Origin of the sequence: Noviherbaspirillum sp. (genome assembly GCF_035254685.1) — a bacterium.
Lineage (GTDB): Bacteria > Pseudomonadota > Gammaproteobacteria > Burkholderiales > Burkholderiaceae_D > Noviherbaspirillum.
Map to the genome: position 1 here is coordinate 1 of NZ_DATFAI010000001.1, position 18,541 is coordinate 18,541.

At 61.6% G+C, this 18,541-nt stretch carries 20 protein-coding genes and 1 pseudogene; 9 read left to right on the forward strand and 12 right to left on the reverse strand.

Annotated elements, in window-relative coordinates; genetic code table 11:
* The 4 genes from VJ698_RS00005 to VJ698_RS00020 all read left to right on the forward strand — a co-directional run.
* Positions 1 to 302 (forward strand): ABC transporter permease subunit (locus VJ698_RS00005; protein WP_414691059.1); only part of this gene is annotated, 302 nt, incomplete at its 5' end.
* A gap of 55 nt (positions 303 to 357) precedes the next feature.
* On the forward strand, positions 358 to 1,659 hold the full coding sequence (locus tag VJ698_RS00010) for an ABC transporter substrate-binding protein (protein WP_324100583.1): 1,302 nt from the start codon (positions 358 to 360) through the stop codon (positions 1,657 to 1,659).
* Between the two features lie 159 nt (positions 1,660 to 1,818).
* Entirely contained in the window at positions 1,819 to 2,667 is an 849-nt protein-coding gene (locus tag VJ698_RS00015) for an ABC transporter ATP-binding protein (RefSeq protein ID WP_414691060.1), read from the forward strand.
* Positions 2,668 to 2,817: 150 nt separating this feature from the next.
* Complete coding sequence (locus VJ698_RS00020; RefSeq protein ID WP_324100584.1) at positions 2,818 to 4,065, forward strand: phenylacetate--CoA ligase family protein; 1,248 nt, start codon at positions 2,818 to 2,820, stop codon at positions 4,063 to 4,065.
* A 194-nt stretch (positions 4,066 to 4,259) separates the two neighbouring features.
* On the opposite strand, the gene VJ698_RS00025 is transcribed toward VJ698_RS00020, so the two are convergent.
* Entirely contained in the window at positions 4,260 to 4,520 is a 261-nt protein-coding gene (locus VJ698_RS00025) for a hypothetical protein (protein ID WP_324100585.1), read from the reverse strand.
* A gap of 249 nt (positions 4,521 to 4,769) precedes the next feature.
* Between VJ698_RS00025 and VJ698_RS00030 the strand changes: the two genes are divergently transcribed.
* From VJ698_RS00030 to VJ698_RS00040, 3 genes are all read left to right on the forward strand, one after another.
* A complete protein-coding gene (locus VJ698_RS00030) occupies positions 4,770 to 5,972 on the forward strand; it encodes a PAS domain S-box protein (RefSeq protein ID WP_324100586.1) in 1,203 nt (400 codons plus the stop codon).
* Positions 5,941 to 6,789: an EAL domain-containing protein gene (locus VJ698_RS00035; protein WP_324100587.1), complete on the forward strand. Its 849-nt coding sequence runs from the start codon at positions 5,941 to 5,943 to the stop codon at positions 6,787 to 6,789. The genes VJ698_RS00030 and VJ698_RS00035 overlap by 32 nt, the downstream gene beginning before the upstream one ends.
* 75 nt (positions 6,790 to 6,864) lie before the next feature.
* A complete protein-coding gene (locus VJ698_RS00040; protein ID WP_324100588.1) occupies positions 6,865 to 7,458 on the forward strand; it encodes a hypoxanthine-guanine phosphoribosyltransferase in 594 nt (197 codons plus the stop codon).
* Positions 7,459 to 7,711: 253 nt separating this feature from the next.
* On the opposite strand, the gene VJ698_RS00045 is transcribed toward VJ698_RS00040, so the two are convergent.
* Entirely contained in the window at positions 7,712 to 8,683 is a 972-nt protein-coding gene (locus VJ698_RS00045) for a nitronate monooxygenase family protein (protein WP_324100589.1), read from the reverse strand.
* 166 nt (positions 8,684 to 8,849) lie between these two features.
* Here VJ698_RS00045 and VJ698_RS00050 point away from each other — a divergent pair, with 166 nt between their 5' ends.
* Together VJ698_RS00050 and VJ698_RS00055 are read left to right on the forward strand one after the other, a co-directional pair.
* Positions 8,850 to 9,536, forward strand: a complete 687-nt coding sequence (locus tag VJ698_RS00050; protein ID WP_324100590.1) for a TetR/AcrR family transcriptional regulator — start codon at positions 8,850 to 8,852, stop codon at positions 9,534 to 9,536.
* Positions 9,537 to 9,574: 38 nt separating this feature from the next.
* Entirely contained in the window at positions 9,575 to 10,432 is an 858-nt protein-coding gene (locus tag VJ698_RS00055; RefSeq protein ID WP_324100591.1) for an enoyl-CoA hydratase-related protein, read from the forward strand.
* A gap of 633 nt (positions 10,433 to 11,065) precedes the next feature.
* Here VJ698_RS00055 and VJ698_RS00060 read toward each other — a convergent pair.
* From VJ698_RS00060 to VJ698_RS00105, 10 genes and pseudogenes are all read right to left on the reverse strand, one after another.
* Positions 11,066 to 11,974, reverse strand: a complete 909-nt coding sequence (locus tag VJ698_RS00060; protein ID WP_324100592.1) for an MBL fold metallo-hydrolase — start codon at positions 11,972 to 11,974, stop codon at positions 11,066 to 11,068.
* Positions 11,971 to 12,420, reverse strand: a complete 450-nt coding sequence (locus VJ698_RS00065) for a hypothetical protein (protein WP_324100593.1) — start codon at positions 12,418 to 12,420, stop codon at positions 11,971 to 11,973. The genes VJ698_RS00060 and VJ698_RS00065 overlap by 4 nt, the downstream gene beginning before the upstream one ends.
* Before the next feature lie 4 nt (positions 12,421 to 12,424).
* On the reverse strand, positions 12,425 to 13,051 hold the full coding sequence (locus VJ698_RS00070; protein WP_324100594.1) for a 2-hydroxychromene-2-carboxylate isomerase: 627 nt from the start codon (positions 13,049 to 13,051) through the stop codon (positions 12,425 to 12,427).
* 201 nt (positions 13,052 to 13,252) lie between these two features.
* Complete coding sequence (locus VJ698_RS00075; protein WP_324100595.1) at positions 13,253 to 13,453, reverse strand: DUF1289 domain-containing protein; 201 nt, start codon at positions 13,451 to 13,453, stop codon at positions 13,253 to 13,255.
* Positions 13,450 to 13,884, reverse strand: a complete 435-nt coding sequence (locus tag VJ698_RS00080) for a thioesterase family protein (protein WP_324100596.1) — start codon at positions 13,882 to 13,884, stop codon at positions 13,450 to 13,452. Before VJ698_RS00080 ends, VJ698_RS00075 begins: the two co-directional genes overlap by 4 nt.
* 27 nt (positions 13,885 to 13,911) lie before the next feature.
* A complete protein-coding gene (locus VJ698_RS00085; protein WP_324100597.1) occupies positions 13,912 to 14,415 on the reverse strand; it encodes a YbaK/EbsC family protein in 504 nt (167 codons plus the stop codon).
* Positions 14,416 to 14,432: 17 nt separating this feature from the next.
* On the reverse strand, positions 14,433 to 14,960 hold the full coding sequence (locus VJ698_RS00090; RefSeq protein WP_324100598.1) for a uracil-DNA glycosylase family protein: 528 nt from the start codon (positions 14,958 to 14,960) through the stop codon (positions 14,433 to 14,435).
* Between the two features lie 69 nt (positions 14,961 to 15,029).
* Complete coding sequence (locus VJ698_RS00095) at positions 15,030 to 15,938, reverse strand: hydroxymethylglutaryl-CoA lyase (RefSeq protein ID WP_324100599.1); 909 nt, start codon at positions 15,936 to 15,938, stop codon at positions 15,030 to 15,032.
* 85 nt (positions 15,939 to 16,023) lie between these two features.
* Positions 16,024 to 18,039 carry an acetyl/propionyl/methylcrotonyl-CoA carboxylase subunit alpha gene (locus tag VJ698_RS00100; RefSeq protein ID WP_324100600.1) on the reverse strand — a complete coding sequence of 672 codons (2,016 nt, stop codon included), beginning with the start codon at positions 18,037 to 18,039 and terminating at the stop codon, positions 16,024 to 16,026.
* A gap of 216 nt (positions 18,040 to 18,255) precedes the next feature.
* Positions 18,256 to 18,541: pseudogene (locus VJ698_RS00105) on the reverse strand (biotin synthase BioB); the annotation flags it as partial.

Consider the following 18,541-nt stretch of genomic DNA (forward strand, 5'->3'; position numbering starts at 1 on the left):
GCACGGTGGAGCCGGAAGCCTACAGCCTGGACCTGTCCTTCCGCATCCTGTTCATGATCATCATCGGCGGCGTCGGCTCCATCATCGGCGCCTTCTTCGGTTCGGCCTTCATCGTGCTGCTGCCCATCCTGCTCAACATCATTGCGCATGGACTGGAGCTGCCGACCTCGGTCGCATCCAACCTCGAGTTGATGGTATTCGGCGCGCTGATCATTTTCTTCCTGATCGTCGAGCCGCACGGTCTGGCGCGCTTGTGGCAGATCGGCAAGGAGAAGCTGCGTCTGTGGCCGTTCCCGCATTGAGTTACACGTTGATTCAACAGTCGTCATTGCTGTCTTTACAAGGAGGAGGAGCACCATGAAGTTGATCAAATCAGTCCTGCTGGGCGCCGCGCTGGCCGGCACATTAAGCGTCGCAGCGGCGCAAGAACAATACGTCCCGCTGCTTTCCTATCGCGTCGGCCCCTACGCTGCGGGCGGCTCCGGCTTCTATGGCGGTGCGATCGACTACTTCAACCTGGTGAATGCGACCGGCGGCATCAATGGCGTGAAGGTGAGCTGGGAAGAATGCGAAACCGAATATAACCCGTCGCGCGGCGTCGAGTGCTATGAGCGCTTGAAGGCCAAGAACGGCGGCGCCTCGCTGGTGGAACCGCTCTCGACCGGCATCGCCTACGGCATCCTGGACCGCGTGGCCACCGACAAGATTCCGCTGACGACCCTCGGCTACGGCCGTTCCGATGCTGCCAACGGCAAGGTCTTCCCGTATGTCTTCCCGCTGATCTCGAGCTACTGGGACCAGGCTGCGGCGATGATCGCCTATCTTGGCAGCAAAGTCGGCGGCGTCGACAAGCTCAAGGGCAAGAAGATCGTCGACCTGTACCACGACTCCGCCTTCGGCAAGGAGCCCTTCCCGGTCTTTGACGAAATGGCGAAGAAGTACGGCTTCGAGCTGATCAAGATCCCGGTCGCGCATCCGGGCAACGAGCAGCAGTCGCAATGGCTGCAGATCCGCCAGGCCAAGCCCGACTACGTGATCCTGTGGGGCTGGGGCGTGATGAACGCGGTGGCGATCAAGACCGCGCAGCGTAATGGCTTCCCGCGCGAGAAGATGCTCGGCGTATGGTGGGCAGGCTCGGAAGAGGACGTGATCCCGGCCGGCGACGCAGCGAAGAACTACACCTCGATGACCTTCAACACGCCGGGCAACTACCCGGTGCTCGACGACATCCGCAAGAAGGTCTATGACGCCGGCAAGGGCAACCTCGACGACAAGACCCGCGTCGGTTCCGTGTACCACATGCGTGGCGTGACGGCGGCCATCCTGTGGGTTGAGGCGATGCGCAAGGCGCAGGAGAAGTTCGGCAAGGGCAAGGTGATGACGGCGCAACAGGTCCGCTGGGGCTTTGAGAACCTGAACATCGACGAAGCTCGCCAGAAGCAGCTTGGCGCGCTCGGCATGTTCCCGCCGGTGAAGACTACCTGCGACGACCATGAAGGTTCGGGTGCGGTCAAGGTGCAGCAGTGGAACGGCAAGAAGTGGGTGCCGGTCACGGCGACCTGGGTCACCGGCGACAAGGCGCTGACCCGCAAGCTGGTGGAGGAATCTTCCGCCAAGTACGCGGCCGAGAAGAAGATCTCGCCGGCCTGCGCGGACTGAGGCACTTGCATCGGAAGGCGGAAGCGCCTTCCCCCCGAAAGGATGCCGTCCCCGCTTTCGCGCGGATGACATCCTTTCAGATGCAGGTTCAACTGAACGGCATTACAGCGCAACACCTGCTTCACCCTCTGGTTCGTGAAATCTGATTCAAGAAAAAACATGATGACAACGCAAACTGTCGTGCCGGTTGCAACCGCAGCCAATGGCCAGCCTTACCTGTCCGTGAACAACATCGAAGTCATCTACGACCACGTGATCCTGGTGTTGAAAGGCGTTTCGCTGCAGGTCCCGCAGGGCAAGATCGTTGCGCTGCTGGGCGCGAACGGCGCGGGCAAATCGACCACGATGAAATCGATTTCGACGCTGCTGCGCGGCGAGCGCGGCGATGTGACGAAGGGCAGCGTCGAATTCAAGGGTGAGCGGGTCGACCAGCTGACGCCGAACGAGCTCGTCAAGCGCGGATTGTCGCAGGTGATGGAAGGCCGCCACTGTTTCGGCCACCTGACCATCGAAGAGAATCTGCTGACCGGCGCCTATACCCGCAGGATCTCGCGCGCAGAACTGAAGGATTCACTGGAAATGGTGTACCACTATTTCCCGCGCCTCAAGCAGCGCCGCATGTCGCAGGCCGGCTATACCTCCGGCGGCGAACAGCAGATGTGCGCCATCGGCCGCTCGCTGATGGCCAAGCCGTCGATGATCCTTCTGGACGAGCCCTCGATGGGCCTGGCGCCGCAGATCGTTGAAGAAATTTTCGAGATCGTGAAGGACCTCAACAGCAAGGAAGGCGTGTCCTTCCTGGTGGCCGAGCAGAACACGATGGTGGCGCTGCGCTACGCGGATTTCGGCTACATCCTGGAGAACGGCCGCGTAGTGATGGAAGGCGACGCGAAGGACCTGGCAACCAATGAAGACGTCAAGGAGTTCTACCTTGGCGTGTCCGGCGCGGAGCGCAAGAGCTTCCGCGACATGAAGTTCTACCGACGACGCAAGCGATGGCTGGCCTGAAGCCCGGGCTCAAGCCGTAGGGTGCCTAGGGTGCGTTCGGCGCACCAATCCCCCGAAAAGACGACGCAAACGCACTGGCGCCTGCCGCGCCCCGGCCCGCAGTGCGCCTGCAAAAAGGAAAAACGTACTTCACACATCGACAGGTCCGCCATGACTGACATCCTCGACTCCCTGGAAACACGCGATCCGCAACAACGCGAACGCGATCTGATGGCCCGGCTCCCGCAACTCGTCGCGCGCGCGCAAGCCGCGCCGGGCTGGGGGGCGATCCTCCACGGCGTCAAGGCGATGGACATCACCTCGCGTGAAGCGCTGGCACAGCTGCCGGTCACGCGCAAGTCGGACCTGAAAGAGTTGCAGATGAAGGCGATGCCGTTCGGCGGGCTGACCACGACGCCGCCGCGGCAGTTGCGGCACCTGTTCATGTCGCCCGGCCCCATCTTCGATCCGGAAGGCGCCAGCCAGGACTGGTGGCGTTTCGCGCGCCCGATGTCGGCGCTCGGCTTGCGTGCGGGACACGTGCTGCAGAACTGCTTTTCCTATCACTTCACGCCCGCGGCTTTCATGGCGGAAGGCGGCGCAGCGCGGCTCGGCTGCCCGGTGATCCCGGCCGGCACGGGCCAGACGGAAATGCAGGTGCAGGCCATGGCGGAACTCAAGCCGGATGCCTATGTCGGCACGCCGTCATTCCTCAAGATCATCATCGAAAAGGCGCAGGAAATGCAGGCCGATATCAGCAGCGTGAAACGCGCGCTGGTCGGTGCAGAAGCCTTGCCGCCTTCATTGCGCAAATGGCTGCAGGACAACGGTGTGCCGCATGTGCTGCAAATGTACGGTTCGGCCGACATCGGCAACATCGCTTACGAAACGCAGACCGACGGCGAAGTGAATCCCGGCATGATCCTCGATGAAGACCTGATCCTCGAGATCGTGCGCCCCGGCACCGGCGATCCGCTGCCGGAGGGCGAGGTGGGCGAAGTCGTGATTACGTCGTTCAATCCCGACTATCCGCTGATCCGCTTCGGCACCGGCGACATGTCGGCCGTCATGTCCGGCATCTCGCGCTGCGGCCGTACCAACACACGCATCAAGGGCTGGATGGGCCGTGCCGACCAAACCACCAAGGTGCGCGCCATGTTCGTGCATCCGTCACAAGTGGCCGAGGTCACGCGGCGTCACCCGCAGATCCGCAAGGCGCGCCTCGTCGTGACCGGCGAAATGGCGAACGACGTGATGACGCTGCACTGCGAAGTCGATGACCGGAATGCCGTAATGGAAGGCAGCATCGTCGACACGATCCGCGACGTGACCAAGCTACGCGGTGAGGTCGTGCTGGTAGCACGCGGCAGCCTGCCGAACGACGGCAAGGTGATTGAGGACGCGCGCAAGTACGAGTAAGCGTGCGGCTGCAGAGGGAGTGAAGCCGCAGACGGATCGCTCAGGGCGTAAAAACAATTGTCCACGGAAAACACGAAAAACACGGAAAAGATTCCTTGAGAGCTTTTTTCCGTGTTTTCTGTGTTTTCCGTGGACACCAACAATAACGCCGCGACCGCCACTGCGCTCGTCAAGTCACGCTCGGTGTCCAACTACTAAAACGATTTCTTGACGACCTTGTCCGGTGACTTGCCTGGCCGCGTGTTCACGACTTCGTCGACGCCACCTGTTTCGCGCAGGTCCGTGTCGACCTGCCCGTTTTGCAGATCCTCGTAGGCCTGCTTCATCTCGTCGCGCACCGGGCCCTGCGCCTGGCTGTCTTCCGACTCGTCGCGTTCATGCGGCATGCGCGGCGTCAACCCTTTCCTTGCCGGCCGCCCGGTCTTGACCTGGTGCTGCTTCAATGCGGTTTTCATTGCGTTCGCTGATGTGTAAAAGGCAATTCTTCTTCGAACCCGCCGCTGTCCGAAAATTCCCTGCAGATGCGAATTCCCCCGCATGCCTGCCATCAACCTTTCCGGCCTGCCCGACTCGCATGAAGACGGGAATCAAGCCGACGCACTGAGGTCAAATTTCCGTTGGATCGTACCCTTGTTTTGTACCCTTGTTTTCGCGAATGATTGCAACGGATACATCCGCAGTGCCATCTCTGTTAGACGAATGTGATGCAGGATATTCTGAAGAGCAGGAGCGAAGCAGACCGTGAGCTGCTGCGTGCCATGCTCTGGACGATGCAGGATTGCGTCATCGTGATCGATGAACGCGGCACCGTGGAAGCGATGAATCCGGCGACGGAAAAAGTCTTCGGCTTCGCGGCGACAGAGCTGATCGGCCGCAACATCAGCGTGCTGATGCCTTCTCCTCATCGTGAGTCCCATGACAGCTACCTGGAGCGCTACCTGCGCACCGGCGAACGCCGTCTCCTCGGCATGGCCCGCGAATTTGTCGGCCAGCGCAAGGACGGTACGCATTTTCCGATCGAGCTGATGGTCACCGAAATGGTGGTCGGCGGCCGGCGCAGGTTCACCGGCGTGATCCGTGACATCAGCGCGCGCAAGCATGCCGACGAAGCCCAAAAAAAGAGCAGGCAGGAGCTGGATCTTGCACTAGATGGTGCGGATGTGTACCTGTGGCACCTCGATTGCAACGCGCGCACGATGCATTGCTTCGATCGTTTGCCGCAGGCGATCGGTCTCAGGCCGGAAGAGGTGCGGCCCGAGCTGGAATTCTGGCTTTCCCTGATCCATCCGGATGATCGTGCGGAAATCCTGCACTGCCTGGCCGAGGTCGGCCATGCCCCGCCCGGCCCGATGGACAGGGAAATCCGCTTGCGCGGAAGCGACGGCGACTGGAAGTGGATGTATGTGCGGGCGCAGGTCGTCCAGCGCGACAGCGCGGGAATGCCGCTGCGCGTGGCCGGAACTTGTCTCGACATCACGCGGCGCAAGCATGCGGAAGAGAAGATGCTGCTGCTGGCGCAGCATGATGCGCTGACCGGCCTGCCCAACCGCGCACTGACCATTGCACTCGGGGAGCAGGTGCTGGCGGCGGCACGGCGCGACCGCCTGCGCTGCGCCGTGCTGTTCGTCGACCTCGACCGGTTCAAGCCGATCAACGACGCCTACGGCCACGAGGCCGGCGACGCGGTGCTGCAGGAAGTGGCCAGGCGACTGACCGGCTGCATCCGCGCGGGTGGCGTCGCAATGCGTCGCGGCGATCGCGAGGCCTTATACCTATCGGGAACTGGAGCTGAACATTTCGTCGAGCATCGGCGTCAGCCTGTTCCCGTCCGACGGCGAAGACATCGACACCCTGCTCAAGCATGCCGATGCGGCGATGTACCATGCCAAAGAATGCGGGCGCGATGACTTCCAGTTCTTCACCAATGAACTGAACCTGCGTGCCGCCAGTGCGCGCAACCTGGAACAGCGCATGCGCGGCGGCATGCAGGAGCACCAGTTCAGGCTGTACTACCAGCCGATTGTCGACATCGATGCGGACCGGGTGATCGGCGCCGAGGCATTGCTGCGCTGGCCAGATTCCGGCGTGGCGCCGGAGCAGTTCATCCCGGTGGCGGAATGCACCGGCCTCATCAATCAGCTCGGCGAGTGGGCGCTCGGCGAAGCATGCCGCCAGCAACGCGCCTGGCACATGAACGGCATGAGCGATATCACCGTCTCGGTCAACGTCTCGCCGGTGCAGTTCCGGCAGCCAGGATTCCGTTGCATGGTGAGCCGCATCGTGCAGGAAAGTGGCATCGACCCGGGCTGCCTGCAATTGGAAATTGCGGAAAACATCGTGCTGCAAAACCTTGCCGCGGTGCTCGACACGCTGCGCGCACTCAGGCAGCTTGGCATGCACGTGGTGCTGGACGATTTCGGCAAGGGTTTCTCGAACTTGTCATACCTGAAACTGTTGCCCGTCGATGCGATCAAGATCGACCGTGATTTTGTGCGCGATCTCACCACGGATCGCGGCAACCGCGCGATTGCTGCCGCCATCATCAACCTGGGCAGGGAGCTGGGGCTGCAGGTGATCGCCGAGGGGATCGAGTCGGAAGCGACGCTGCAGTCGTTGCACGCGCGCCACTGCGCGGCGATCCAGGGCTTCCATATCTGCGAGCCGCTGCCGACGGCCGATTTCGAAAACTGGTATCGAATCCACGCCGAGCACGCGATGACGTAATGCATCGTGCAACTGTTGCTGCGGGCAATACTGCTGTAGGATTACGATCCACCATTTGCCTTGAGGTCCGGCATCATGCCCTACACAATTGACAGCGAATCCCATCGCGACAAAGCGCGCGCCCTGCTCGCCGGCGCCGAACTGATTTTTGATGAGGCCGCGGTGCAGCGCGCAGTCGACAAGGTTGCACTGCAACTCAACGACCGCTTCAATCGCGAGGAAGGCGCAGCCTTCCCGCTGGTGCTCGGCGTGATGGGCGGCGCGGTCGTGTTCTGCGGCCAGCTGCTGACCCGTCTGAAGTTTCCGCTGGAGTTCGACTACATGCACGTAACGCGCTACGGCAGCAAGGACCAGGGCGGCAAGATCGAATGGAAGGTCATCCCGCGTTCGAACGTCGAGGGCCGCACCGTGATCGTGCTGGACGACATCCTCGACGAAGGCGAAACCCTCGCGCACGTGAAGGAGCGCCTGTTCGAGATGGGCGCCGCAGAAGTAGTGATTGCGGTATTCGCCGACAAGGACATCGGCAAGACAAAACCGGTGCAGGCAGACTACATCGGACTCACCCTACCGAACAAATTCGTCGTCGGCTATGGCATGGACGCCTACGGCTACTGGCGCAACCTTCCTGCTATCTGGGCGATCCAGACGGAGGGGACGTCCGCATAAAAAACAGTGTCCACGAAAGACACGAAAGGAAACCTATAAAGAATCTTTCGTGTCTTTCGTGTTTTTCGTGGATCTATTTTATTGCCGGCTGAAGCATGAATGCTGATCGCAATTGGCGCGATCGGTAGCACACTTGCTCCATTAGGCCGGGATAGCCCACCCAAAACCATCGTCCACGGAAAACACAGAAAACACGGAAAAATTCTTGAGGGTTTTCTTTCCGTGTTTTCCGTGTTTTCCGTGGACCCAATCCTTACAGCGCCAGCCGCTTGCGCGCTGCCATGTATTCCGCCTTCAGTTTTTCCACGACTTCCGCCACGCTCATGACCTGGTCCATCAGGCCGACGCCTTGGCCGGCGCCCCAGATGTCGCGCCAGGCCTTGGCTTTGCTGCCGCCGCCGGAGCCGAAGTTCATTTTTGTTTTGTCCGCAACCGGCAGGTCGTCCGGGTCGAGGCCGGCGTTGATGATCGACTGTTTGAGATAGTTGCCGTGCACGCCGGTGAAGAGGTTGGTGTACACGATGTCGGCAGCGGTCGCGTCAACGATCATCTGGCGATAGGCTTCGTCGACGTTCGATTCCTTGGTCGCCAGCCAGCGCGAGCCGATGTAGGCGAAATCCGCACCCATTGCCTGCGCCGCGAGGATCGCATCGCCGGTGGCGATCGAGCCTGACAGGGCGATCGGGCCGTCGAAGAACTTGCGCACTTCGCCGACCAGCGCGAAGGGCGAGAGCGTTCCCGCGTGGCCGCCTGCGCCGGCTGCGACCAGGATCAGGCCATCGACGCCGGCTTCCAGTGCTTTCTGCGCGTGGCGGATCGAGATCACGTCATGCAGCACGACGCCGCCGTAGCTGTGGATCGCATCCAGCATTTCCTTCGGCGGCGCGCGCAGGCTGGAGATGATGATCGGCACCTGGTGCTTCACGCAGACTTCGACGTCGTGCGCAAGACGGTCGTTGGACTGGTGCACAATCTGGTTCACCGCAAAGGGGGCGACCTTCGCGCCCGGATGCATCTGGCGGAAGGCGTCGAGATCGGCCTGCATCTCGGTCAGCCAGGTGTCCAGCATTTCGGCCGGCCTGGCGTTCAGTGCGGGGAAGGAACCGACGATGCCCGCCTTGCACTGCGCCTTGACGAGCTCGGGGCCGCTGGCGATGAACATCGGCGAGGCGATGACGGGCAAGGTCAGGTTCTGCAAGGCTGCGGGAATGCGATTGCCACTCATGGAAACTCCTTTTTGTGAAGCATGAATGCCGGGTGCGGCACAGCATTCATTGCAAGAATTCATTGCTCTCTATTCAACGAAATATCGGAAACCGATTGCGTTTTTCTGCAGTCTGTTTATTATGTTATCAGAAAAAACAATGTTTTTGTCAAACGGATTTTTGGGCATGAAAGCAAAAAAACAAGCACCCGGCGAGCGCGCGCCAATCGACTTCCGGCAGGCGCAGGAAGAGCTGCGCGTCAATCTGCGCCAGGGGATGCTGGACGCCGCCACGCGCCTGCTGACCGAAGAAGGCCCGTCGGCGCTGACGGTGCGGCGGGTTGCCGAGGCGGTCAACTGCTCGACCACCCTGCTCTATTCGCTCTTCGGCGGCAAGGACGGCCTGGCCAACGAGCTGTACCTGGAAGGCTTCGCCCGGCTCAAGCAGGAATTCGCGACGGCCACCGCGCAGGCGCTGAAGAACGGGGAAAACCTGGAAGGGCTTGCGCCGCTGCTGCTGCATGCACACATCTACCACCAGTATGCGAAGCGCAACCCGAGCTACTACATGGTGATGTTCGGCGACGCCATTGCCGGCTTCGTGCCACCGGTGGAGTCGCGCAAGCAGGCGTGGGAATCGCTCGCGGCGCTGATCGATACGTTTGAGGAAGTCATGCGCAATGGCGCGCTGCCGCCATCCAATCCGACGGCCGCCGCACGCCTGTTGTGGGCCGCGATGCACGGCGCGGTCAGCCTGGAACTCAAGGGCTATTACCTGAAGACCGAGCGCGCCGACGAGCTGTTCAATGCCGCGGTGAACGCCGTGCTGCGCTCACTGCAGATGGGCCCGGCAGAGCACGAACCTGCTGCATAAAAACGATAACCCAGACCGAGAAAAACAAAGGAACCCGCATGACCTACCAATGCTTCGACCTGCGCATCGCCGACAAGGTGGCCCATCTCGTGCTCAACCGCCCTGCCGCACTGAACACCATCCAGCCGGTCATGTGGCGCGAGCTGACCACCATCCTCGAAGACCTGCAACGCAATGCCCCGGCGCGCGCACTGGTGATCTCGTCGACCGGCAAGCACTTCACCGCCGGCATGGCGCTCGACGTCTTCGCCGGTGATTCCTCCGCCACCATCAGCGACACCACGGCATCGCATCGCGCCAACATCGTGCTGCAACTGGAACAGATGCACCGCACGTTCAACCTGCTCGAAGAGCTGCGCATGCCGGTCATTGCCGCCATCCATGGCGGCTGCATCGGCGGCGGCGTCGACATGGTCAGCGCCTGTGACATCCGCCTCGCGACTGCGGACGCCTTCTTCTGCATCCAGGAAATCAACATCGGCATGACCGCCGACCTCGGCACCTTGCAGCGCCTGCCCAAGCTGATCCCGGAAGGCATCGTGCACGAACTCGCCTACACCGGCCGCCGCCTGCACGCGCAACGCGCACTTGCCATCGGCCTCGTCAACGACGTGTTCGACACGCAGGACGCGATGCTCGAAGCGGCGATGCAGATGGCACGCGAAATCGCGGAAAAGCCGCCAGTCGCGATCTGGGGCAGCAAACAGGCCATCCACTACGCGCGCGACCACTCCACGCAGGATGCGCTGCGCCAGATGGGCTGGCTGCAATCGGGTATCTGGCGCACCGGCAACCTGGTCGAATCCTTCATGGCGAAGCAGCAGGGACGGGCACCGAACTTTGACGACCTCCCACCGCTGCATCCGTTTGCGGAAGCGAAGTATGAGTTGAAGTAGGGAAGGATGGGCGCGCACCCTTTTCATGGAATGACGGCTATTTCAGCCACATGAGATAGCGCTCAGAGGCTGTTGCCTTTCCCGCTGTGAGCTGCCGAAGAATTCATCGGCCGGGCGGAAAAAGAAGCGAAATCTGTCTGAGCTCCGAGCGAAGCGAGGGCGAGTTATTTCGCTTCCCGCTTTGCCGCACAATTTTTCGGGGACCCGAAGGGCAGCTTGTAGCAGTCAACCACATAGGTAACAAAAGAATTCAATCACATGGGTTACACCTTAAGGTCCAAGTAACCGCACTCGCCGCCCCTTCGGGGTGCCCGAAGCAATGCAGGCGAGAGCGGGAGATTCAAACCCATCCCCCTTCTGACGACGCCAAAAGAGTGACTGCCGAAACGGAAAAAGAAGCGAAACCTGTCTGAGCCGAAGGCGAGTTTGTTTCGCTTCCCGTTTTGGCAGGTGCTCTTTTGGGAACCCGCGCAGCGGGCGGTGGCAGCGGGGCCGCCTTCTTTTGCTTACTTTTCTTGGCGAGACAAGAAAAGTGAGCGGCTGCCGGGCCGCCCCCGGCAAGCCTCCACGGAGAACGTGCGGTGTTGAATCACCGAAGAAAGAACTGGCACCCGCATCAAATCCGCAGGAACACTAATCCTTGTTCACAAGCCGATCCACGTGCACCTGCGCCACACCAGCACGCACCAGTTGCGCCACCGTCCAGTGCGCCAGCTCGGAAGGCGATTTGTGCAGATACCGCCGGTTGGCTTCCTCGAACAGGAAGATACCCGACAGCATGGACTCAAGCTCGTCCAGCGGAATGCTCTGCTTCTCCAGCAGCAGGAACTTGAGCAGCACCTTGACGGCATTCTGCGCGTTGCGCACCGGATCCCCAACAAAATAATCAAGCCGCGAAAACGCCGTTTCCAGCGCCTTGTTCACATCGGTGAAGGGCGCGCCATGACCAGGAATGACGAGCTTCACATCGAGCGACGCGATCAGCCTGAGCGTATCGCGCACCTCGGAGAACCCGGATTCGCCTTCGAGTTCGGGAAACACCACCCCAAAGCCGTTCTCCCACAAGGCGTCGGCGGAGATCAGGATACGCTCATCGGGGCAGTAGAGAATCAGCGAATGCGGATCGTGGCCGGGCGCAGCGAGTGCCTGCCAGGTCATATCGCCGAGCGTAAGGATGTCGCCCGAGGCGATGGTGTCGTCGAAGCTGAAGCGCTCGCACTGCTGGCCGGTCGCCTTGTAGGTCAGCTCATCATCGTCCCACGCGCGCACCTTGCCCGCTTCGGCGGCAGGAATCGCCGTGCGGCAGGCAAAGGCACGCTGCAGCGTTGCATTGCCGCCGCAATGGTCGGAGTGCAGGTGGGTGTTGATCAGCAGGTCGAGCTTCCTGTCCTGCAGCGCATTGCGCACCAGCGCGAGCGTCTGCTGCGCATGCGTCACGTAACCGCTGTCGACCAGCGCGGTCTGCTCGCGCCCGATGAAAAGAATGTTGTTCGATGACAGCCACCCGCGCTCGAACACGCGCATGCTTGCAGGCAGTTTCATTTCTTCATCTGGTAGGCGAGAGAAATCTTTGCGAACTCGACCAGTACCGCCTGCGAGCCGCCGTTGAAGGTAGTGAAGGCATTCCCGGTGCGCACCACGAGACGCGGCGGGAAGATCCAGCTGAGGAACGGAATGCCGATCATCTTGGCGCTGCGGATGTCGCGCCATTCGACTTGGCGGTTATACATCCAGGTCTGCGTGATGCCCTTCTCGTCGACCGTGACGGTCGAGCGCAGGAACCAGTAGTAGCTGATGACGAGCATTACTGCCGCGCCGAGCAAGAGTGCCTTCACGCCGATGCCGTATTGCAGCAGCGGGAAACGCATGACGATGTTCCAGCCGTAAGCGGCGAGGAATGCCGTGACGACGGTCGCAAGCAGCTTGAAGAACGGATTGTAGGCGGGGCCGGTGACATTACGCTCCGGTTTGTAGAATTCGAATTTCATGGATCTATGTGTTTCGTTGAATGCCCTGCGGCATGGTTTGCGAGTGCTTGAACAGCGCCGAGTCGAAGAACGGATCGCCGCGCAGCCACGCGATCAGCATGTCGGTCGCATCCAGTCCCCAGAAGCAGCGATTATCCACGACGGCGGTCGGGACGCCAAACACACCCGCCGCAATGGCTTGCTCGCCGTTGGTGCGCAATTGCTGCTTCACTTCCGGCGCGCTGAGCATCTCCGGCGTCGCATGCAGTTCCCGCAGCAGGGCCTGCCAGTTCGCTTCCTCGGTGGGCAGTTTTCCTTCTTGCCACACATAGCGGAACAGGCGATGCACGACCTCCGGCGTGGTCCCGAGCGCGATGCACAGGCGCAGCAGCGGCAAGGGATTGAACGGATGATGCGCCGGCATCGTCATCGGAATGCCGTGCCGGTGCGCTAGCCAGGCGCAATGCTCGTAGGTCCAGGTGCGTTTCGGCTGGATCTCGGCCGGTCCCTTGTTGTCCCAGTGCTGCAGCAGGCCCGCGAACAGGACGGGTTTGAAATGGATCTGCACGTCTCCAGGCAAGGTATGCAGCAATTCACTCTGCATGTAGGAGAAGGGGGAAATGAAATCGAAGTACCAGTCGATCTTTCTCATAGCGAAGCTCCGTCTACTCCTTCCCCCTTGCAGGGGGAAGGTTGGGATGGGGGCGCCCGGCGAGGGGTAGAGAGGTTGAGTCAACATATCAAGACGGCTCAACTTCTCTACCCCCACCCTAGCCCTCCCCCTGCAAGGAGGAGGGAACTCATCCATTATTTTGCAGAGAGTAGCGTGCGCCATGTGCACGCTACGATATTGTCAGAACACCTCTTCCCGCCGCCTTCTGATCTCCATCCACACCTCACGCTTCATCTCTTCAGTCGCCGTGCTCCACGTGGCGATCTCCTCGATGGTGCGAAAACACCCTTCGCACAGGCCGGTCTGCGGATGCATGCGGCATACGCTGATACAGGGGGACGGCGCCTTGCCGGTGTCGGTGGCAGGGTCGAAATCGATCATGCTTCCGCGCATGCCTTTGCCTTCTTCTCCGCCAGTTTGGCGTTGAACTTTTCGGGTGCGATGATCATGCGCTCATGCTCGCCTTCGGTGATCTTGTCCATGCCGTCCCATGCTTCCACACGAAACTTCACACGGCGCCCTTCGACTGCGACGACCTTACCGCGAATCTGCAAGGTCATGCCGGGCGGCGTGGCAGCGAGATGGGAGAAATTGACGTGCACGCCGACGCTCTGCTCGCGCGGCCAGTCGACGTAAGGCATGATGCCGTTCACGCAGGCCAGCTCCATCATGCCGACCATGTAGCCGGTGGCGAGCACGTCGGGCATGTCGAGGCAGAATGGGGTGTCATGATAGAGACGCGGCACCGTCGAGCGTTCCGGCACGACGTAGGTCCATTCGAATTCGATGCCTGGTTTCAGCTCCGGGCTCATCTTGTCTCCTTGATTGCTCGTTCTTGTTTAGTTTGCCGCTCGCAGCGCGACATCGGCCACCGGCGCGCCGGTCATCTGCAGCAGCTGCTGCGGCGTCAGGTTGAACACGGCATGCGGATGCCCCGCCGCCGCCCAGACGCTGTCGAACTTCAGCAGGTCTTCGTCGACCAGCATCACGGTCTTTTGCACATGGCCGATCGGACACACGCCGCCGATTGCGTAGCCGATGCGCTCCCTGACGAATTTGGCATCGGCCTTGCCGAGCTCGCCGACCATGGCAGCGACCTTCTTCTCGTCCACGCGGTTGGCGCCGCTGGCGACCACCATCACGGCGGCGTCATCGGAGAGACGGCGAAACACGATGGACTTGGCAATTTCGGCGACGCTGCAACCGAGACCGGCGGCGGCTTCCGCGGAGGTCTTGCCAGTCTCCGGCAGCATTACCACCGGCTTGTCGTGACCGATCTCTTTCAGCAGATCAGCAACGCGTTGTGCGGTGTCGGGCAATTTCACTTGCGTGGCATCAGACATGTTTTCCGTTCGTTCCTTCAGGTGATCAACAGGGCGACACGACGGCGCAATTCCGGCAGCAGTTCGCGCTCGAACCAAGGATTTTTCTTCCACCACGACTGGTTGCGCGGGCTGGGATGCGGCAAGGGAAAATACTGCGGCAGGTATTCCTTCCACGCCGCCACCGTCTCAGTCAGGGTCGGCTTGCCATTGTCGCCCAAATAGAACTCTTGTGCATACCGGCCGATCAGCAAGGTCAGTTGCACGTTTGGCATCGCCGCCAACAGGCTCGGATGCCAGGCCGGCGCGCATTCGCGACGCGGCGGCAGGTCGCCGCTCTTGCCTTTGCCCGGGTAACAAAATGCGGTCGGCACGATAGCAACCTGCTGTTCATCGTAAAACTCCTCGCGCGACAAACCGAGCCAGTCGCGCAGGCGGTCGCCGGAGGGATCGTTCCATGGAATGCCGGTGTCATGCACGCGCCTGCCGGGCGCCTGCCCGACGATCAGCAGCCGTGCGCCGCTGCCCGCCTGCACCACCGGGCGCGGGCCATGCGGCAGATGCATTTCACACAACCTGCAGGCACGAATTTCCGTCAGCAGTGACGGCAACTTGCGTTCAACCACTCTCTTTCTTTACCCCGCGCGTTTGGCAGCAATCGCATTGCCCGCCCGGCTGACCGCCTTGCGGCCGAGATGCTGCGAAATGAACTGGCCGGCATTCACCACCTTGTCGAGATTGATGCCGGTATCGACGCCCAGCCCGTTCATCATGTACAACACGTCTTCGGTCGAGACGTTGCCGGTCGCGCCCTTGGCATAAGGACAACCGCCCAGTCCGGCGACCGACGAATGGAAGATCGCAATGCCGACTTCCATGCTGGCGTAGATGTTCGCCAGCGCCTGGCCGTAAGTGTCGTGGAAATGGCCGGACAGGCGCTCGATGGGAAATTCCTTCGCGGCCCGTTCCATCACTGCCTGCACCTTGCGTGGCGTGCCGACGCCGATGGTGTCGGCGATGTCGATCTCGTCGCAGCCGAGATCGCGCAGGCGGCGCACCACATCGGCCACGCTCTCCAGCGACACTTCGCCCTGGTAGGGGCAGCCGAAGGCACAGCTGATACTGCCGCGCAAACGCACCTTGTTCTGCTTCGCCGCCTCCGCCACTTCACGGAAGCGCTCGATCGATTCAGCGATCGAGCAGTTGATGTTCTTCTGCGAGAAGGCTTCCGATGCCGCACCGAAAATCACCACTTCATCGGCCTTCGCGGCCAGCGCCGCATCAAAGCCTTTCATGTTCGGCGTCAGCACGGAATAAACCACGCCCGGCTTGCGTTTGATGCGCGCCATCACTTCGGCCGAGGTCGCCATCTGCGGCACCCACTTCGGCGAGACGAACGAGGCGGCTTCGATGTTGACGAAACCGGCGTCGGTCAGGCGATCGACCAGTTCCACCTTGACGTCGGCGGAAATGGTTTCCTTTTCATTCTGCAGTCCGTCACGCGGGCCGACTTCAACGATTTTGACTTTGCTGGGGAGGGTCATGTTGGTCCCTTTTTTCAAACTTTGCGACTATTTAGCTCCTTCCCCCTGCAAGGGGGAAGGAACTTGTCATTACTCCGAAATCACGTCACGCCGCCTTGAACGCCAGCAGCTGCGCACCTTCCGCCACCTGGTCGCCCACCGCATACAGCAGGTCTTCGACCGTGCCGTTGCCCGGTGCGGCAATGGTGTGTTCCATCTTCATCGCTTCCATGATCAGCAGCGGTGCGCCCTTCTCGACCGTCTTGCCCTTGTCGACCAGCACAGCGACGATCTTGCCCGGCATCGGCGCGGTGAGGCGCCCGCCCTCGGCTTCGGTCTCGCCGGCATGCGCGAGCGGATCGTTGTAGTTCAGCGGGAAATGCGCGCCGCCGGTAAAGACATGGAACATCTCGCCGTCGCGCACCACCGTGCCGCGCACCGTTGCGCCGTCGAGCTTGATCACGAGATGGTCGCCCTTGCGCTCGACCAGGGTCATCGCCATCGACCTGTCGCCTTGCGACACGGTCCAGCCGGTTTCGCGATAGCCGACCGCTACAGGATAAGCGCCGGCTTCATCGGCAAAGTCCAGTTGCCGCAGCAGCGTGGCGTTCATGCGCCAGCCGCTGGTATTGGCCCATGGGTCATTGGCGGCGGCATGCGCGCTTTGCTCCGACGTGAGCAGCGATGCCGCAGCGAGCGCGAGGACCTGCATCGAAGCCGGCTGCACCGCCGGGAAGAGTTCAGCGTGATGGCGTTCGATCAGGCCGGTGTCGAGGTCGGCATGCGAGAACGGCTGGCTTTCCACCAAGCGCTTGAGGAATGCGACGTTGGTAGCGAGGCCGACGATCTGGTATTCCGACAAGGCCTGCGCCATGTGGCCGAGCGCTTCCGCGCGATCCTTGCCCCAGACGATGAGCTTGGCGATCATCGGGTCGTAGAAAGGCGAAATCGCATCGCCTTCGCGTACGCCCGAATCGATGCGTACGGCTGCCGGATCGATTCCGACGCTGCCCTTACCGAGTTCAAACGTCACCGCCTGCGGTGTGGACATGTGGCGCAGCGTACCGATCGACGGCAGGAATCCCTTCTCCGGATTCTCCGCATAAATGCGCGCTTCGAGCGCATGGCCATGAATGTGCAGCTCGTCCTGCTTCTTCGGCAGCACCTCGCCGGCAGCAACGCGCAATTGCCACTCCACCAGGTCGAGGCCGGTGATCATTTCCGTGACCGGATGCTCGACCTGCAGCCGCGTGTTCATTTCCATGAAGTAGAAGGAGCCGTCCTGATTCGCGATGAACTCGACCGTGCCGGCGCCGACATAGCCGACTGCCTTGGCGGCAGCCACAGCGGCTTCACCCATCGCGCAGCGGCGGTCGGCCGTCATGCCGGGAGCGGGAGCTTCTTCCAGCACCTTCTGATGGCGGCGCTGCACCGAGCAGTCGCGCTCGAACAGGTAAACGCAGTTGCCCTTCGTGTCGGCGAACACCTGGATCTCGATGTGACGCGGACGCGTGAGATATTTCTCGACCAGCACCTTGTCGTCGCCGAAGCTGTTGATCGCTTCGCGCTTGCAGGAATCGAGTGCGGCCTTGAAGTCGGCGCTCTTCTCGACGATGCGCATGCCTTTGCCACCGCCGCCCGCGCTGGCTTTCAGCAGCACCGGGTAGCCGATGCGGTCGGCCTGTTCCTGCAGGAAGTCGGCCTCCTGGCGCTCGCCGTGATAGCCGGGCACCAGCGGCACGTCGGCCTTTTCCATCAGTGCTTTCGCCGCGGACTTGGAGCCCATGGCGCGGATCGCCGAGGCCGGCGGGCCGATGAAGACGAGGCCTGCCTTGGCGCAGGCTTCGGCGAATTCTTCGTTCTCGGACAGGAAGCCGTAGCCGGGATGGATGGCCTGCGCGCCGGTGGCGAGCGCCACTTCAATGATCTTGTCGGCGCGCAGATAGCTTTCCTTCGCGGGCGCCGGCCCGATCAGGACGGATTCATCGCATACGGCAACGTGCTTGGCGTTGGCATCCGCTTCCGAATACACCGCGACGGTCTTGATGCCCATGCGGTGTGCGGTGGCGGCAACGCGGCAAGCGATCTCGCCGCGGTTTGCAATCAGGATCTTGGTGAACACGCTTACTCCTTGTGGCGCCTGCCCGGCGGGTAGCCGGTGGTCGGCGGGGTTGTTTTATGGTTGGTAATGCATCCTCTGTCGTACCCCTTCCCCCTTGCATGGGGAAGGTTGGGATGGGGGTGCTGCGGTTGAGCTATCGACGGTCGATATCTCAAGCTCACCACCCCCACCCTGGTCCTCCCCCTAGCAGGGGGAGGGAATACGTCCTCTAATTGCTCACTCTTCCACTTCTTCCGTCACATGCTTCGCGTGCATGCCGAGCTTCTCCAGCAGGGCGCTGTCGGCATCCGCATCGGGATTGCCCGTGGTGAGCAGCTTGTCGCCATAGAAAATCGAATTCGTGCCGGCCAGGAAGCACAGGGCCTGCACCGCCTCGCCCATCTCGCGCCGCCCGGCCGACATGCGCACGCGCGCCTTGGGCATCGTGATGCGCGCCACCGCCACCGTGCGCACGAACTCCAGCGGATCGATCGGCTCGGTGCCGTGCAGCGGCGTGCCTTCC

Coding starts and splice junctions, on each gene's coding strand:
- VJ698_RS00035 (WP_324100587.1), top strand. CDS start 5,941: ATGTACCATGCCAAAGAATGCGGGCGCGATGACTTCCAGTTCTTCACC.
- VJ698_RS00020 (WP_324100584.1), top strand. CDS start 2,818: ATGACTGACATCCTCGACTCCCTGGAAACACGCGATCCGCAACAACGC.
- VJ698_RS00040 (WP_324100588.1), top strand. CDS start 6,865: ATGCCCTACACAATTGACAGCGAATCCCATCGCGACAAAGCGCGCGCC.
- VJ698_RS00080 (WP_324100596.1), bottom strand. CDS start 13,884: ATGAGCCCGGAGCTGAAACCAGGCATCGAATTCGAATGGACCTACGTC.
- VJ698_RS00015 (WP_414691060.1), top strand. CDS start 1,819: ATGATGACAACGCAAACTGTCGTGCCGGTTGCAACCGCAGCCAATGGC.
- VJ698_RS00025 (WP_324100585.1), bottom strand. CDS start 4,520: ATGAAAACCGCATTGAAGCAGCACCAGGTCAAGACCGGGCGGCCGGCA.
- VJ698_RS00090 (WP_324100598.1), bottom strand. CDS start 14,960: ATGCATCTGCCGCATGGCCCGCGCCCGGTGGTGCAGGCGGGCAGCGGC.
- VJ698_RS00030 (WP_324100586.1), top strand. CDS start 4,770: ATGCAGGATATTCTGAAGAGCAGGAGCGAAGCAGACCGTGAGCTGCTG.
- VJ698_RS00085 (WP_324100597.1), bottom strand. CDS start 14,415: ATGTCTGATGCCACGCAAGTGAAATTGCCCGACACCGCACAACGCGTT.
- VJ698_RS00095 (WP_324100599.1), bottom strand. CDS start 15,938: ATGACCCTCCCCAGCAAAGTCAAAATCGTTGAAGTCGGCCCGCGTGAC.
- VJ698_RS00075 (WP_324100595.1), bottom strand. CDS start 13,453: ATGATCGATTTCGACCCTGCCACCGACACCGGCAAGGCGCCGTCCCCC.
- VJ698_RS00050 (WP_324100590.1), top strand. CDS start 8,850: ATGAAAGCAAAAAAACAAGCACCCGGCGAGCGCGCGCCAATCGACTTC.
- VJ698_RS00060 (WP_324100592.1), bottom strand. CDS start 11,974: ATGAAACTGCCTGCAAGCATGCGCGTGTTCGAGCGCGGGTGGCTGTCA.
- VJ698_RS00070 (WP_324100594.1), bottom strand. CDS start 13,051: ATGAGAAAGATCGACTGGTACTTCGATTTCATTTCCCCCTTCTCCTAC.
- VJ698_RS00045 (WP_324100589.1), bottom strand. CDS start 8,683: ATGAGTGGCAATCGCATTCCCGCAGCCTTGCAGAACCTGACCTTGCCC.
- VJ698_RS00010 (WP_324100583.1), top strand. CDS start 358: ATGAAGTTGATCAAATCAGTCCTGCTGGGCGCCGCGCTGGCCGGCACA.
- VJ698_RS00055 (WP_324100591.1), top strand. CDS start 9,575: ATGACCTACCAATGCTTCGACCTGCGCATCGCCGACAAGGTGGCCCAT.
- VJ698_RS00065 (WP_324100593.1), bottom strand. CDS start 12,420: ATGAAATTCGAATTCTACAAACCGGAGCGTAATGTCACCGGCCCCGCC.